The organism is Streptomyces sp. NPDC059454 (genome assembly GCF_042749965.1).
In the GTDB taxonomy this organism is placed as follows: Bacteria; Actinomycetota; Actinomycetes; order Streptomycetales; family Streptomycetaceae; genus Streptomyces.
In genome coordinates this window covers 23,726-38,489 of the sequence record NZ_JBHYVC010000073.1, presented here as the reverse complement: position 1 = coordinate 38,489, position 14,764 = coordinate 23,726, and the positions used below count along the sequence as shown (strand labels likewise).

The 14,764-nt window shown below is 69.4% G+C and carries 13 protein-coding genes; 10 read left to right on the top strand and 3 right to left on the bottom strand.

The window, feature by feature from the left end:
- Positions 1-153: 153 nt before the first annotated feature.
- Positions 154-462 (top strand): small hydrophobic protein, encoded by a 309-nt coding sequence (locus tag ACFXAE_RS31920; protein ID WP_384721715.1) that lies wholly within the window; start codon positions 154-156, stop codon positions 460-462.
- A gap of 52 nt (positions 463-514) precedes the next feature.
- On the opposite strand, the gene ACFXAE_RS31915 is transcribed toward ACFXAE_RS31920, so the two are convergent.
- The gene (locus ACFXAE_RS31915; RefSeq protein ID WP_384721713.1) at positions 515-1,198 is read right to left on the bottom strand and encodes a potassium channel family protein; all 684 of its coding nucleotides are present in this window, start codon (positions 1,196-1,198) and stop codon (positions 515-517) included.
- Positions 1,199-1,331: 133 nt separating this feature from the next.
- Positions 1,332-4,079, bottom strand: a complete 2,748-nt coding sequence (gene aceE, locus ACFXAE_RS31910; RefSeq protein ID WP_384721710.1) for a pyruvate dehydrogenase (acetyl-transferring), homodimeric type — start codon at positions 4,077-4,079, stop codon at positions 1,332-1,334.
- Between the two features lie 404 nt (positions 4,080-4,483).
- Between aceE and ACFXAE_RS31905 the strand changes: the two genes are divergently transcribed.
- The 6 genes from ACFXAE_RS31905 (at position 4,484) to ACFXAE_RS31880 (ending at position 8,974) form a co-directional block, all read left to right on the top strand.
- Positions 4,484-4,921, top strand: a complete 438-nt coding sequence (locus tag ACFXAE_RS31905) for a DUF3052 domain-containing protein (RefSeq protein ID WP_030218400.1) — start codon at positions 4,484-4,486, stop codon at positions 4,919-4,921.
- A gap of 109 nt (positions 4,922-5,030) precedes the next feature.
- Entirely contained in the window at positions 5,031-5,489 is a 459-nt protein-coding gene (locus tag ACFXAE_RS31900) for a peroxiredoxin (protein ID WP_384721707.1), read from the top strand.
- Between the two features lie 162 nt (positions 5,490-5,651).
- Positions 5,652-6,227, top strand: coding sequence for a calcium homeostasis/redox stress adaptation protein (locus tag ACFXAE_RS31895; RefSeq protein ID WP_384721704.1), 576 nt, complete (start codon positions 5,652-5,654; stop codon positions 6,225-6,227).
- 118 nt (positions 6,228-6,345) lie between these two features.
- Positions 6,346-6,921, top strand: a complete 576-nt coding sequence (locus tag ACFXAE_RS31890) for a TerD family protein (protein WP_384721701.1) — start codon at positions 6,346-6,348, stop codon at positions 6,919-6,921.
- 49 nt (positions 6,922-6,970) lie between these two features.
- Entirely contained in the window at positions 6,971-8,110 is a 1,140-nt protein-coding gene (locus tag ACFXAE_RS31885; protein ID WP_384721698.1) for a DUF475 domain-containing protein, read from the top strand.
- A gap of 126 nt (positions 8,111-8,236) precedes the next feature.
- Positions 8,237-8,974 carry a Tellurium resistance gene (locus ACFXAE_RS31880; RefSeq protein WP_384721696.1) on the top strand — a complete coding sequence of 246 codons (738 nt, stop codon included), beginning with the start codon at positions 8,237-8,239 and terminating at the stop codon, positions 8,972-8,974.
- A 30-nt stretch (positions 8,975-9,004) separates the two neighbouring features.
- On the opposite strand, the gene ACFXAE_RS31875 is transcribed toward ACFXAE_RS31880, so the two are convergent.
- Positions 9,005-9,913, bottom strand: coding sequence for a TerD family protein (locus ACFXAE_RS31875; RefSeq protein ID WP_384721693.1), 909 nt, complete (start codon positions 9,911-9,913; stop codon positions 9,005-9,007).
- 173 nt (positions 9,914-10,086) lie between these two features.
- Between ACFXAE_RS31875 and ACFXAE_RS31870 the strand changes: the two genes are divergently transcribed.
- From ACFXAE_RS31870 to ACFXAE_RS31860, 3 genes are read left to right on the top strand one after another with little or no spacing between them, the layout of a single operon-like run.
- The gene (locus ACFXAE_RS31870) at positions 10,087-11,253 is read left to right on the top strand and encodes an HpcH/HpaI aldolase/citrate lyase family protein (RefSeq protein ID WP_384721690.1); all 1,167 of its coding nucleotides are present in this window, start codon (positions 10,087-10,089) and stop codon (positions 11,251-11,253) included.
- A gap of 53 nt (positions 11,254-11,306) precedes the next feature.
- Positions 11,307-13,952, top strand: coding sequence for a phosphoribosyltransferase (locus ACFXAE_RS31865; protein ID WP_384721718.1), 2,646 nt, complete (start codon positions 11,307-11,309; stop codon positions 13,950-13,952).
- The gene (locus ACFXAE_RS31860; protein ID WP_384721687.1) at positions 13,952-14,764 is read left to right on the top strand and encodes an HAD family hydrolase; all 813 of its coding nucleotides are present in this window, start codon (positions 13,952-13,954) and stop codon (positions 14,762-14,764) included. The genes ACFXAE_RS31865 and ACFXAE_RS31860 overlap by 1 nt, the downstream gene beginning before the upstream one ends.

Below are 14,764 nucleotides of genomic sequence, written 5' to 3'. Positions count from 1 at the left end.
GCCCCGAGGGGCGAACCCGGCCCGGAGGACGCCCGCTGCGGCGCGCCGCTGGAGGGGGCAGCGCGCCGCAGCGGCCTTTCCGGCGTCATCACGGCGTGAATTCACCGCCGTAGCGGGGGTACCCGCCATGTCAACCAACCCTTCAGGGAGTTGATGATGGCGAGCTTCGGACACGGAACGCGCAGGCACCCCCGCTCACGTGGCCGGACGTGGTCACGGACCGGGCCGGATCGCGCGACCCTCGGAGTCATCGGAGTCATCTGCGCGGTCGCCGGCTTCTTCGTGCTGGGGATCGTCCTCGGCCCGGTGGCGATCGTCTGCGGCTGGCTCGCCATGGGCCGCAGCTGGGCGGGTTCCCGTCCGGTGACGGCCGTGGTGGCCCTGGTGCTGGGCGCCATCGATACGCTCCTGGCCGTCATCTGGCTGGCCGGAGCGACCACTTCGGGTTACGGCATGTTCTGACCCGGAGCACCTAGGGACGGGCCCCCGGTACGAAGCCGGGGGCCCACCCATGTCACCGTCGCTCCTCGACCGGCGCCGGCCTCAGGGCCGCCACCTCGGCGCGCAGCGCCCGTACCTCCCGGGTGAGCGTCTCGATGGCCTCCGTCTGCCGCCGCTCCTCGACGTCGTCCTTCTCGAAGCGGGCGATGAACCACGCGGCGATGTTCGCGGTCACCACACCGAGCAGCGCGATCCCGGACAGCATCAGGCCCACGGCCAGCACGCGTCCCAGTCCGGTGGTCGGCGCGTGGTCCCCGTACCCCACGGTCGTCATCGTCGTGAAGGACCACCACACCGCGTCGCCCAGCGTCCGGATGTTGCCGTCCGGCGAGTCCCGCTCCACCGAGAGCACCGCGAGTGATCCGAACATCAGCAGCCCGACCACCGCCCCGGCGACATACGTCGTCAGCCTGATCTGCGAGGCCAGCCGGGCGCGCTGCCCGACCAGCAGCAGCGTCGACACCAGCCGCAGCAGCCGCAGCGGCCGGAGCAGGGGGAGCAGTACGGCGCACAGGTCCAGCCAGTGCGTCCGCAGGAACACCAGGCGCCGTTCGGCGAGCGCCAGCCGGACGGCGTAGTCGACCGCGAACGCCCCCCACACCGCCCACTCCACGGCCGTGCACAGGGCGACCACGTCCCGGCCCGCGTCGGGCCGGACGATCGGCACGGCATAGGCGACGGCGAAGGCCACGGCCATGCCGAGGAGCGGCCGCTGGGTGCGGTGTTCCCAGCGGACCTGGGCCGTGTGAGGATTCTTGGCAGTTTTCTTTAGGAACCGGGAGGGGGTGGTGGACCCGCGGGTCCACCACCCCCTCGTCACGCCATGGGCGTCACGCGTCGCCGCCCGCCACGCCCGGGTCGGCCGCGGCGACGTCCAGCAGCCGGTACCGGTCGATGGCCTGCTTCAGCACCGACCGGTCGACGTGGCCCTCGCGGGCCAGTTCCGTCAGCACCGCGACCACGATCGACTGCGCGTCGATGTGGAAGAACCGCCGCGCCGCCCCCCGTGTGTCCGCGAACCCGAACCCGTCCGCGCCCAGCGACTGATACGTCCCCGGCACCCAGCGCGCGATCTGGTCCGGCACCGACCGCATCCAGTCGGACACCGCCACCACCGGCCCCCGCGCCGCCGCGAGCTTCCGCGTCACGTACGGGGTGCGCTGCTCCTCCTCCGGGTGCAGCAGGTTGTGCCGCTCGCAGTCCACCGCCTCGCGCCGCAGCTCGTTCCAGGAGGTCGCCGACCAGACGTCCGCCCTGACGTTCCACTCCTCGGCGAGGATCTTCTGCGCCTCGATCGCCCACGGCAGCGCGACCCCGGACGCCAGGATCTGCGCCGGAAGCGAACCCGCCGTGCCCTCGCTGAAGCGGTAGAGGCCCTTGACGATGCCCTCCGCGTCCACGTTCTCGGGCTCGGCGGGGTGCTGGATCGGCTCGTTGTACACGGTCAGGTAGTAGAAGACGTCCTCGCCGTGCGGGTGCTCCTCGTCGGAGCCGTACATCCGGCGCAGCCCGTCCTGCACGATGTGCGCGATCTCGAACCCGAACGCCGGGTCGTACGCGACACACGCCGGGTTCGTGGACGCCAGCAGCTGGGAGTGGCCGTCCGCGTGCTGAAGACCCTCACCGGTCAGCGTCGTACGCCCAGCGGTCGCACCCAGTACGAAACCGCGCGCCATCTGGTCGGACATCTGCCAGAACTGGTCGCCGGTGCGCTGGAAACCGAACATCGAGTAGAAGACGTACACCGGGATGAGCGGCTCGCCGTGCGTGGCGTACGCCGATCCCGCCGCGATCAGCGAGGCCGTGCAGCCGGCTTCCGAGATGCCGTCGTGCAGCATCTGTCCGTTCGGCGCCTCCTTGTAGGCGAGCAGCAGCTCCCGGTCCACCGACTCGTACTGCTGGCCGAGCGGGTTGTAGATCTTCGCGCTCGGGAAGAACGAGTCCATGCCGAACGTGCGGTACTCGTCCGGCGCGATCAGCACGAACCGCTTGCCGATCTCCTTGTCCCGCATGAGGTCCTTGAGGAGCCGGACGAAGGCCATGGTCGTCGCGATGGACTGCTGACCGGAACCCTTTTTCACGGTCGCGTACGTCTTGTCCTCGGGCAGCCGCAGCGGCTTCGACCGCACCACCCGCGTCGGCACGTACCCGCCGAGCGACTTGCGGCGGTCGTGCATGTACTGCATCTCCTCCGTGTCCGGCCCCGGGTGGTAGTAGGGCGGCAGACCGGACTCCAGGTCCTGGTCGGAGATCGGCAGGTGCAGCCGGTCCCGGAAGTGCTTGAGGTCGTCGACCGTCAGCTTCTTCATCTGGTGCGTGGCGTTGCGGCCCTCGAAGTTCGGGCCCAGCGTCCAGCCCTTGACCGTCTTCGCGAGGATCACCGTCGGCTGGCCCTTGTGCTCGACCGCCGCCTTGTACGCCGCGTAGATCTTGCGGTGGTCGTGACCGCCGCGCCCCAGGTGCAGGATCTGGTCGTCGGTCATGCCCTCGACCATCGCGCGCAGCCGGTGGTCGCCGCCGAAGAAGTGGTCGCGGATGTACGCGCCCGACTCGGTGGCGTACGTCTGGAACTGCCCGTCCGGCGTGGTGTTCATCTTGTTGACCAGGATCCCGTCCCGGTCCTGCGCGAGCAGCGGGTCCCAGGTGCGGTCCCAGATCAGTTTGATCACGTTCCAGCCGGCGCCCCGGAAGACCGACTCCAGCTCCTGGATGATCTTTCCGTTGCCGCGCACCGGGCCGTCGAGCCGCTGGAGGTTGCAGTTGACGACGAAGGTCAGGTTGTCCAGGCCCTCCCGCGCGGCGAGGGTCAGCTGGCCCAGCGACTCCGGCTCGTCCATCTCGCCGTCGCCGAGGAACGCCCACACGCGCGAGCGCGAGGTGTCCGTGATGCCGCGCGCGTGCATGTAGCGGTTCATCCGCGCCTGGTAGATCGCGCCGATCGGGCCGAGGCCCATCGACACGGTCGGGAACTCCCAGAAGTCGGGCATCAGCCGCGGGTGCGGATACGACGACAGGGTGTACGGAGCCTTCGACTTCTCCTGGCGGAAGCCGTCCAGGTGCCGCTCGCTCAGCCGGTCCAGCAGATACGCGCGGGCGTAGATGCCGGGGGAGGCATGTCCCTGGAAGAAGACCTGGTCGCCGCCGTCGCCCTCGTCCTTGCCGCGGAAGAAGTGGTTGAAGCCCACATCGTACAGCGACGCGGAGGAGGCGAAGGTGGCGATGTGGCCGCCGACCCCGATACCCGGCCGCTGCGCGCGGGAGACCATCACCGCGGCGTTCCAGCGGGTGGCGTTGAGGATCTTGCGCTCGATCTCCTCGTTGCCCGGGAAGAACGGCTCGGCCCGGGTCGGGATCGTGTTGACGTAGTCCGTGCTGCGCATCTCGGGCACGGCCACACGCTTCTCGCGGGCACGTTCGATCAGTCGCAGCATCAGATAGCGGGCCCGCTCCCGGCCGCGCTCGTCGACCGCGGCGTCGAGGGAGTCGAGCCACTCCTGGGTTTCCTCGGGATCGAAGTCAGGAACCTGACTCGGAAGGCCGCCAATGATGATCGGGTTGCGATCGGATGCGGAAGCCACGCTGTTCCTTACCTGTCAGAGGGCCGTGAGACGGGCCGCGGTTTCACTGGTACGGCCCGGATTGCGCCGTTCCCCATGGTCCACCTCGGGGTCGTCGGCGTCATCTCTACCGGGAGGTAATCCGCAGTCGCGACCAGTACGGTGTTCACAGGGCTCGTCCATTCGAGTCTTCGTACACGTAGACGGTTCCCAAAGGGCCAAACGGGGCACAAAGGTGTGGTGTGCGTCACTTCGGGCCATGATGGTGTGCCTGGAGTTGCGGTGACCCGGCCAGGATCGTCACCGTTTCGGCGGTCTGCACGGCCGGGTACTTGCGCGATCCGTCCCGCCCGTGTGGACTACGGCCAATGCTTCGCGCACGCGCGTGGCTGAGTTATTCCCAAGACATGATCAGGAGGCAACCCGTGAGCGCGACCGCGGACCACGCGGAGGAGCGGACGAACCCTGCCGCCAGGCTGGGGTTCCAGCCCGGGCAGGTGGTCCAGGAGATCGGCTACGACGACGACGTCGACCAGGAGCTCCGCGAGGCCATTGAGGGCGTCATCGAGAGCGACCTTGTCGACGAGGACTACGACGACGTGGCTGACGCCGTTGTGCTGTGGTTCCGCGACGACGACGGCGACCTGACGGATGCGCTGGTGGATGCCACCACGTACATCGAAGAAGGCGGCGCGATCCTGCTCCTCACGCCGAAGACAGGCCGTTCGGGCTATGTGGAGCCGAGCGACATCTCGGAGGCCGCCACCACGGCGGGCCTGACGGCGGCCAAGAGCGTCAGTGTGGGCAAGGACTGGAGCGGCAGCCGGCTGGCGACGCCGAAGGCGGCCAAGTCCAAGCGGTGAACCACTCCCGGACGGGCCGGTCGCGTCACGCGTCGGCCCGTCCGTCGGCCTGTCGTACTCCCTGCGTAGGGTGGTCGGAGCGAACCGCCCCGAAGGGATGAACACGACAATGGCGATCCAGGTCGGCGACAAGGCCCCCGACTTCGAGCTCAGGGACAACCACGGGGCGACCGTGAGACTGTCCGACTTCCACGGGCGGAAGAACGTGGTGGTGATCTTCTACCCGTTCGCCTTCACCGGCGTGTGCACCGGCGAGCTGTGCGAGGTCCGCGACCGGTTGCCGCAGTTCTCCGACCGCGACACCCAGGTGCTCGCCGTCTCCAACGACTCCATCCACACCCTGCGCGTCTTCGCCGAGCAGGAGGATCTGGAATACCCCCTGCTCAGCGACTTCTGGCCGCACGGCGACGTCTCGCGCGCGTACGGCGTCTTCGACGAGGGCAAGGGGTGCGCCGTGCGCGGGACGTTCATCATCGACAAGGAGGGCGTCGTGCGCTGGACCGTCGTCAACGGTCTGCCGGACGCCCGTGACCTGAACGAGTACGTCAAGGCGCTCGACACCCTGTAGTCACGTCGAAGCGCTCGACACCTGTGGATCCGGCCCGACACCGAAGTGATTCTTCGGCCGCGGGGCCTGCGGCGGCCGGGAACCCGTCACTAGGATCGACTCGTTGATCCGACATCCAACGCACCACGGGGCACCCCGCCCCAGGACACCAATGGAGGACTCGTGGGAGTCAGCCTCAGCAAGGGCGGCAACGTATCGCTGACCAAGGAGGCGCCGGGCCTGACCGCGGTCATCGTCGGTCTGGGGTGGGACATCCGCACCACGACCGGTACCGACTTCGACCTCGACGCCAGCGCACTGCTGCTGAACAGCGGCGGCAAGGTCGCCAGTGACGCGCACTTCATCTTCTTCAACAACCTGAAGAGCCCGGACGGCTCGGTCGAGCACACCGGCGACAACCTCACCGGTGAGGGCGAGGGCGACGACGAGCAGATCAAGATCAACCTGGCCGGGGTCCCCGCCGACATCGAGAAGATCGTCTTCCCGGTCTCCATCTACGACGCCGAGAACCGCCAGCAGTCCTTCGGCCAGGTGCGCAACGCGTTCATCCGCGTCGTCAACCAGGCCGGCGGGGCCGAGATCGCCCGCTACGACCTGAGCGAGGACGCCTCCACCGAGACCGCCATGGTCTTCGGTGAGCTCTACCGGCACGGCGCGGAGTGGAAGTTCCGCGCCATCGGCCAGGGCTACGCCTCCGGTCTGCGCGGCATCGCGCAGGACTTCGGTGTGAACGTCTGAGACGGCCACGCCTGAGCCCGGCCGTCTTCCGCGGCCACATCGCCCGGCGCCGCACGGTTTACGTGCGGCGCCGGACGTGCAGGACCACCTGAGGAACATCATCCGGGGAGGGATCATCATGGGCGTCACGCTCGCCAAGGGGGGCAATGTCTCCCTGTCCAAGGCCGCACCCAACCTCACGCAGGTCATGATCGGGCTCGGCTGGGACGCGCGCTCCACCACCGGAGCCGACTTCGACCTCGACGCCAGCGCGCTGATGTGCAGCGGCGGCCGGGTCATGGGGGACGAGTGGTTCGTCTTCTACAACCAGCTGAAGAGCCCGGACGGCTCGGTGGAGCACACCGGTGACAACCTCACCGGTGAGGGCGACGGGGACGACGAGTCCCTGCTGGTCGATCTCCCCAAGGTGCCGGCCCAGTGCGAAAAGATCGTCTTTCCGGTCTCCATCCACCTGGCCGATGAGCGCGGCCAGACCTTCGGCCAGGTCAGCAATGCCTTCATCCGCGTGGTGAACCGGGCGGACGGCCAGGAACTCGCCCGCTACGACCTGAGCGAGGACGCCTCCACCGAGACCGCGATGATCTTCGGTGAGCTCTACCGTTATCAGGGCGAGTGGAAGTTCCGTGCGGTGGGACAGGGGTACGCGTCGGGACTGCGGGGCATCGCTCTAGACTTCGGAGTCAACGTTTCGTAAAGCCGATCACGGCAGCGGGGGAGACCCGTTAACACACCTGGGGTAGCCAGTGGTTCTGAAAACCTTCGGCTGGTCGTTCGCGGTCACCGCGCTCGGTCTGGTCGCAGCGGTCCTCTTCGGGGGGTGGACCGCCTTCGGCATCGTGGCGATCCTCTCCGTGCTGGAGATCTCGCTGTCCTTCGACAACGCGGTGGTCAACGCCGGCATCCTGAAGAAGATGAATGCCTTCTGGCAGAAGATCTTCCTCACCATCGGCATTCTGATCGCCGTCTTCGGCATGCGGCTGGTCTTCCCCGTCGTGATCGTGGCCGTCAGCGCGCAGCTCGGTCCGATCGAGGCCGTCGACCTCGCGCTCAGTGACAAGGACCGTTACCAGGAACTCGTCACCGACGCCCACCCGGCGATCGCCGCGTTCGGTGGCATGTTCCTGTTGATGATCTTCCTGGACTTCATCTTCGAGGACCGGGACATCAAGTGGCTGGGCTGGCTGGAGCGCCCGCTGGCCAAGCTCGGCAAGATCGACATGCTGTCGGTCTGCATCGCGCTGATCATCCTGCTGATCTCCGCCATGACCTTCGCCACCAACGCCCACCAGCACGGCGGCGCGCACGTGGACAAGGCGGAGACGGTCCTGCTGTCCGGCATCGCGGGTCTGATCACCTACATGATCGTGGGCGGTCTCTCCGGCTTCTTCGAGGACAAGCTCGAAGAGGAGGAGGAACGCGAGCACGAGGCCGAGGAGAAGGCCGAGCGCTCCGGCAAGCCCCGCACGGTGGTGGCCATGGCCGGCAAGGCCGCGTTCTTCATGTTCCTCTACCTGGAGGTCCTGGACGCGTCCTTCTCCTTCGACGGCGTCATCGGCGCCTTCGCCATCACCAACGACATCGTCCTGATGGCGCTCGGCCTGGGCATCGGCGCCATGTACGTGCGGTCGCTGACGGTCTACCTGGTCCGCCAGGGCACCCTCGACGAGTACGTCTACCTGGAGCACGGCGCGCACTACGCCATCGGCGCCCTGGCGCTGATCCTGCTCGTCACCATCCAGTACGAGATCCACGAGCTCATCACCGGCTCCATCGGCGTCATCCTGATCGGCTGGTCCTTCCTCTCCTCCGTGCGCCGCAACAAGCGGCTGGCGGCGGCCGAGGGAAACGCCGACGACAAGACTGAGGTCACCTCCGGGGTGTGACAGCCCTCCGAGTGAGGAACGCTCTCGACGGGGCGGCTCCGAGGACCACTCCTCGGAGCCGCCCCGCCGGCCGTCCGGGAGCCTGGGCGGCCCGAGCGGGGTTCGACGACTGGACTTGGGGCGGGAATGGGTTTCCTGGACGGACTGTGGCGCAGCAACGAGAGCGCCTTCGACTCGGGCAACGCGGCTACCAACGCCATCGAGCTGACCAAACGGCACGGTCAGGTGTCCCTGACCAAACAGGGCGCGGCCACCGGCCATCTGCGGATCAATCTGAGCTGGCGCATGCGGACCTCCGACTTCGGCGGTTCCCAGCGGGAGAGCCTGCTGCGCCACCCCTTCAAGGCGCTCAAGCCACCGGAGGTCATCGGCCACAGCCAGTCCATGGTCAACGTCGACCTGGACCTGGGCTGCCTGTACGAGCTCCAGGACGGCACCAAGGGCGTGGTCCAGCCCCTCGGCGGCTTCCTCGGCGACGTCAACGAACCGCCGTACGTCAAGCTCAGCGGCGACGATCGGTTCGGCTCGGGCTCCGGCGAGACGATGTACGTCAACCTGGACCACCGCGAGAACATCAAACGCCTGCTGGTCTTCGCCTACATCTACGACCAGACGCCCGCCTTCGACCGTACGCAGGCCATGGTCACGCTGTACCCCAGCAACGGCCCGCGGATCGAGATAGGCCTCGACGAACGCCACCCGCAGGCCCGCTCCTGCGCGGTGGTGATGATCGAGAACGTCAAGAACGAGATCCTCGTCCGCCGCGAGGTGAAATTCGTGTACGGATTCCAGGCGGAGCTGGACCGGCTGTACGGGTGGGGGCTCCAGTGGGGAAGGGGCTTCAAGACGAAGGCCGGTCGTTGAGAAGCCCTTGGTTTCACAGGGTCCGGTCCACTAACGCCCGATGAACTGCGGCCCCTGCGGCGGAAGCCGGAAGTCCGGGTCGGGGGAGGCGGCGGCCGGCGGCGGGAAACCGTACCCGGACGGCGCCCCCGCGGCGGCCGTGGCGGGCGCCGGTGGATAGCCGTAGGCCGGCTGCGTGGCCGCGGGCTGCTGCGGCGGGTAGCCGTACGCGGGCTGTGCGGGCACTCCCGCCGGCTGCTCGGGCGGCAGCGGCCGGGACACCTCGGGTGCCGGCGGGGCGAGCGGGGCCTGCGGCTGCGTCAGGGCCTCGGAAGAGGTCCGGTCGGAGGCCGGTATGTGTGCCGTCGGGGGCGGCAGCTGGGTGACGTCGGAGGAGTCGGGCTCCTGCGCGGCCTCCGACTCGTCCACCGAGATGCCGAAGTCGGTCGCCAGGCCCTTCAGGCCGTTCGAATAGCCCTCGCCGAGCGCCCGGAACTTCCAGCCCTCCCCGCGCCGGTACAGCTCACCGCAGATCAGCGCGGTCTCCTGGCCGGTCTCCGGCTTGATGTCGAAATACGCCAGCGCGTCCCCGTCGGCGGCCTGCGCGTCGTACAGCAGGATGCGCAGGTCCCGTACGCGGTCGAAGGTGACACCGTCCGCCGATGCGACGAGCAGAATCCGGCCGACACCGGACTCGACACGGGTGAGATCCGTCTGGATCGTATCGGTCAGGCCCTCGGTGACGCGCTTCTTGCCGAGCCGCCACACCTGCCCGGCGGGGTGCCGTGGCTGGTTGTAGAACACGAAGTCCTCGTCGGAGCGCACACGGCCGTCGGGGCCGAGGAGCAGCGCGGAGGCGTCGACGTCCGGCACCCCCTGCCCGGGCGACCAGCGCAGCACGGCACGTACCGTGGTGGCCTCGACAGGGACGTTCGACCCCTTGAGCATCGCGTGCGTCATACGGTCATCCTGCCTTCTCCGTCTTGGTCACGACAATGCGGGGGGTTGGGGTCGACACGGCCGGGTTACCTGAAGTTCATGCCCCGCGGGAACCACCGACATGGATCCCTACGTACTATTACCGGCCACCTTCCGACATTCCCGAGATTCCAGAGAGGCCACAGGGGAGTTCTATGCGTCATTTCGGGCACATCGCCCCTGCGGTGCGGAAACGTCTCTTCTACCGGGAGCCCGGCGAGTTCACGCCGGATTCCCCGGCCCGACTGCTCTCTGCGGCCCTCGGCGCCACGCTCTACAGCCCCGCGACCCGGCCCCGGCTCGCCGACGACGTCGTCAAGCAGGGCGGACTCGGTGTGGTCTCCATGGTGCTGTGCCTGGAGGACTCCATCGACGACGCCGACGTCACCGCCGGCGAGGAGAACCTCGTACGCCAGTTCGCCGACCTGGCCGGGCGGCCCGGCGCGGATCTGCCGCTGCTGTTCATCCGGGTCCGTACCCCGGAACAGATCCCCGACCTCGTCCGCCGCCTCGGCCCCGCCGTCGCGCTGCTGTCCGGATTCGTGCTGCCGAAGTTCACCGGGGAACGCGGCCTGCCGTTCCTGGAGGCGCTGGCCACCGCCGAGGCCGAGAGCGGCCACCGGCTGTTCGCCATGCCGGTGCTGGAGTCGCCCGAGCTGCTCTACCGGGAGTCCCGCGTCGAGACCCTCGAAGGGATCTTCCGCGCCGTCGACAAGTACCGCGACCGTGTGCTCGCGCTGCGCCTCGGTGTGACCGACTTCTGCTCCTCCTACGGGCTGCGCAGAGGCCCCGACATGACGGCGTACGACATCCAGGTCGTCGCCTCCGTGATCTCCGACGTGGTGAACATGCTGGCCCGGGCCGACGGCACCGGATTCACCGTGACGGGGCCGGTCTGGGAGTACTTCCGGGTCCAGGAACGCATGTTCAAGCCACTCCTGCGGCAGAGCCCCTTCCACGGGGTGCAGGCCGTGGCACTGCGCGAGAAGCTGATCGAACATGCCATGGACGGCCTGCTGCGCGAGATCTCCCTCGACCGGGCCAACGGCCTGCTGGGCAAGACCTGCATCCACCCCTCCCACGTACTCCCCGTGCACGCGCTGTCCGTCGTCAGCCACGAGGAGTTCAGCGACGCCCAGGACATCCTCCGGCCGGAACGCGGCGGCGGGGGTGTACTCAGGTCGGCCTACACGAACAAGATGAACGAGGTGAAACCCCACCGCGCCTGGGCCGAGCGGACCATGCTGCGCGCCGAGGTCTTCGGCGTCGCCAACGGGGACGTCGGCTTCGTGGAACTGCTCGCGGCGGGCCTGACCGAGTGACCGGGACGGAGAAGGCTGTGAACGAGGGGATGCGCCACCCGGCGCGTCATGGAATGCGGGCCGGCGAGGACATATGGTCCGGCAGCTGGGTCACGGAGCGGCTCGGCGTCGAGCTGGCCGGGGACGAGAGCCTGCCCGGGCTGCTGGGGCTGGCGCTGCGTCGCAACCCCAAGCGGGCCCACCTGCTGGTGTCCAACGTCCTCGGCAAGCACGTCCCCCAGTCGCCGTCCGTCGTGTACGGCCACGGTGTCGCACTCGGCTGCAGGGTGCGCGAGCTGCTGGGCGACGAGGCGGAGGGCGCGGTCGTCCTCGGCTACGCGGAGACCGCGACCGGCCTCGGCCACTCGGTCGCCGACGGCCTGGGCGTCGCCCCCTACCTGCACTCCACCCGCCGCCCGGTCGTGGGGACCGCCACGGCCGGCGGCTTCGAGGAATCCCACTCCCACGCCACGTCCCACCTGCTGCTTCCGGAGGACCCGTCGCTGCTGGCCGGGAACGGCCCGCTGGTCCTGGTCGACGACGAGTTCTCCACGGGCAACACGGTGCTGAACACCGTCCGGGATCTTCATGCGCGGTATCCGCGGGGGCGGTATGTCGTGGTCGCTCTTGTCGACATGAGGTCGCCCGCCGACGCCGGCCGTCTGGACGAGTTCGCCCGCGAGATCGGGGCGCGCATCGACCTGGTGACGACCGCGTCGGGGACGGTGCGGTTGCCCGACGGCGTCCTGGAAAGGGGGCAGTCCCTGGTGGCGCAGTACGAGAGTGCCGAGGGGCACGGTCGGGCGTCTGCGGCCGCGGCGGGGCCGGTCGCGCAGTTCCCCGTGCCCCTGGAGGGGGATGCCGGTACAGCTGATCTCGAAGCCGATGCCCGGACTCGTTCCCCAGGGGCGCGGGACGTAGTCGAATCTGCGGCCACCGCCGCGTGGACGCGACCAGCCCAAGACGGCCCGCGCCCGGCCGACGGGCCCAGCCGTGTCACGCGAGTGGACCTGCGCTGGCCGTCCGGCCTCCCCGACGGCGGCCGTCACGGCTTCACCCCCGCGCACCGCGCCCGCCTCGAAGGCGCACTCCCCGAAATGGCGGCCCGCCTCGCAGACGCACTGCCCGACGACGCGCACCGCGTCCTGATCCTCGGCTTCGAGGAGCTGATGTACGTCCCGCTGCGCCTCGCCGGCGAGCTGGAGCGGACCACCGGCGCCGACGTACGCTTCTCCACCACCACCCGCTCGCCCGTCCTCGCCGTCGACGACCCCGGCTACGCGATACGCACCCGCCTGGTCTTCCCCGCCCACGACGCCCCCGCCGACGGCCCCGGCGAGCGCTACGCCTACAACGTCGCCGGCGGCGGCTTCGACACCGTCGTCGCCGTCGTCGACTCGGACGCCGACACCCCCGCACTGCACGCGCCCGACGGCCTGCTCACCCGGCTCGCCGCGCACACCCCGCAGGTGCTCCTCGTGGTCGTACCGTCGTACGTGCCCGCACCGCAGGACACCGTCCCCAAGGACGCCCGACCGGACGCCCCCGAAAGGCCCGCCACCATGCTGCCCGAGCCCCTCAGAGGCCCCGCCTTCTCCTCGTACGCGCCCGAGGAGGTCGGCTGGCTGCTCCAGGACCTCTCGGACGTGACGCTGGAGGCGCCGACCGAGGAGCGGGAGGAGGCCATCCAGAGCGGCGGCGCCCATTACGCGGAGTCGCTGCCCGTGGAGTACCAGCCGAGCGAGCAGTACCAGGAGCTGTTCCACGCGGCCCTGGACGAGTCGGCGGCCCGCCTGGCCCACGCGGTGGGCGTGGTCACCGAGACCGTGCTCGCCGAACGGTCTCCCCGCCCGGTGCTCGTCTCCCTGGCCCGCGCGGGCACCCCCGTGGGCATCCTGATGCGCCGCTGGGCGCAGTACCGCCACCATCTCGACCTCCCTCACTACGCTGTTTCGATCGTCCGTGGCCGGGGCATCGACGCCAACGCGCTGCGCTGGCTGGCCGCCCACCACGACCCCCGGGACGTGGTCTTCGTCGACGGTTGGACCGGCAAGGGCGCCATCACCCGCGAACTCGCCCAGGCCGTCGAGGAGTTCGAGAAGACCGAGGGCGTCACCGGTTTCGACCCGGAGATCGCGGTCCTGGCCGACCCCGGCTCCTGCGTACGCACCTACGGCACCCGCGAGGACTATCTGATCCCCTCCGCCTGCCTCAACTCCACGGTGTCCGGCCTGATCTCACGCACCGTGCTCCGCGCCGACCTGGTCGGCCCGGACGACTTCCACGGCGCCAAGTTCTACCGCGAACTCGCCGGCGCGGACCTCTCGGTGGCCTTCCTGGACGCCGTGTCCGCCCGCTTCCCGGAGGTCACCGACGCCGCCTGCGCCCAGGCCAAGGAACTGCTCTCCACCGACCGCACCCCCACCTGGGAGGGCTGGGCGGCGGTCGAACGCATCAGCGAGGAGTACGGCATCCACGACGTGAACCTCGTCAAGCCCGGCGTCGGCGAGACCACCCGGGTGCTGCTGCGCCGGGTGCCCTGGAAGGTGCTGGCCCGGGCCGGAGCCGGCAGCGACCTCGACCATGTACGTCTCCTCGCGGAACATCGGGGCGTCCCCGTGGAGGAGGTCGCGGAACTCCCCTACACCTGCGTCGGACTGATCCACCCCCGCTACACCCGTGGCGCCACCGGCGCCGACGGCAAGGCGGTGGCCCGCTGATGCCCGTCATCGTCGCCAGCGACCTCGACCGCACCCTCATCTACTCCGCCGCCGCCCTCGCCCTGACCATGCCGGACGCGAGGGCACCCCGGCTGCTGTGCGTGGAGGTCCACGAGAGCAAGCCCCTGTCCTATATGACGGAGACGGCGGCCCAGCTCCTCACCGACCTCGGCGACGCCGCCGTCTTCGTGCCGACGACGACCCGCACGCGCAAGCAGTACCAGCGCATCAACCTCCCCGGCCCGCCGCCGACTTACGCGATCTGCGCCAACGGCGGGCACCTCCTCGTCGACGGCGTGTCCGACCAGGACTGGCACGCCCGGGTGCTCGCCCGCCTGGCCGACGAGTGCGCCCCGCTGTCCGAGGTGCAGGACCATCTGCTGCGGACCGCCGACCCGGTCTGGGTGCGCAAGCACCGGGTCGCCGAGGACCTCTTCGCCTACCTCGTCGTCGAGCGGGAACTGCTGCGTGAGGAGTGGGTGAAGGAACTCGGGGAGTGGGCGGAGAACCGCGGCTGGACCGTGTCCCTCCAGGGCCGCAAGATCTACGCCGTGCCCAAGCCCCTCACCAAGAGCGCGGCCATGTACGAGGTCGCCCGCCGCACCGGCGCCGATCTCACCCTCGCCGCCGGCGACTCCCTCCTCGACGCCGACCTGCTCCTCGCCGTGGACCAGGGCTGGCGCCCCGGTCACGGCGAACTCGCGGACGCCGACTGGACGGCCCCCGCGATCAGGGCTCTCCCCGAGCGGGGCGTCCTGGCCGGCGAGCGCATCCTGCGCGAGTTCCTGCAGACGGTGCGCTCACCCCGGTGA

Excerpts from the sequence above, each read along its gene's own strand:
- ACFXAE_RS31865 (WP_384721718.1), top strand. The coding sequence starts at position 11,307 with ATGCGGGCCGGCGAGGACATATGGTCCGGCAGCTGGGTCACGGAGCGG.
- ACFXAE_RS31870 (WP_384721690.1), top strand. The coding sequence starts at position 10,087 with ATGCGTCATTTCGGGCACATCGCCCCTGCGGTGCGGAAACGTCTCTTC.
- ACFXAE_RS31915 (WP_384721713.1), bottom strand. The coding sequence starts at position 1,198 with ATGGCCGTGGCCTTCGCCGTCGCCTATGCCGTGCCGATCGTCCGGCCC.
- ACFXAE_RS31880 (WP_384721696.1), top strand. The coding sequence starts at position 8,237 with ATGGGTTTCCTGGACGGACTGTGGCGCAGCAACGAGAGCGCCTTCGAC.
- ACFXAE_RS31860 (WP_384721687.1), top strand. The coding sequence starts at position 13,952 with ATGCCCGTCATCGTCGCCAGCGACCTCGACCGCACCCTCATCTACTCC.
- ACFXAE_RS31900 (WP_384721707.1), top strand. The coding sequence starts at position 5,031 with ATGGCGATCCAGGTCGGCGACAAGGCCCCCGACTTCGAGCTCAGGGAC.
- ACFXAE_RS31920 (WP_384721715.1), top strand. The coding sequence starts at position 154 with ATGATGGCGAGCTTCGGACACGGAACGCGCAGGCACCCCCGCTCACGT.
- ACFXAE_RS31875 (WP_384721693.1), bottom strand. The coding sequence starts at position 9,913 with ATGACGCACGCGATGCTCAAGGGGTCGAACGTCCCTGTCGAGGCCACC.
- ACFXAE_RS31890 (WP_384721701.1), top strand. The coding sequence starts at position 6,346 with ATGGGCGTCACGCTCGCCAAGGGGGGCAATGTCTCCCTGTCCAAGGCC.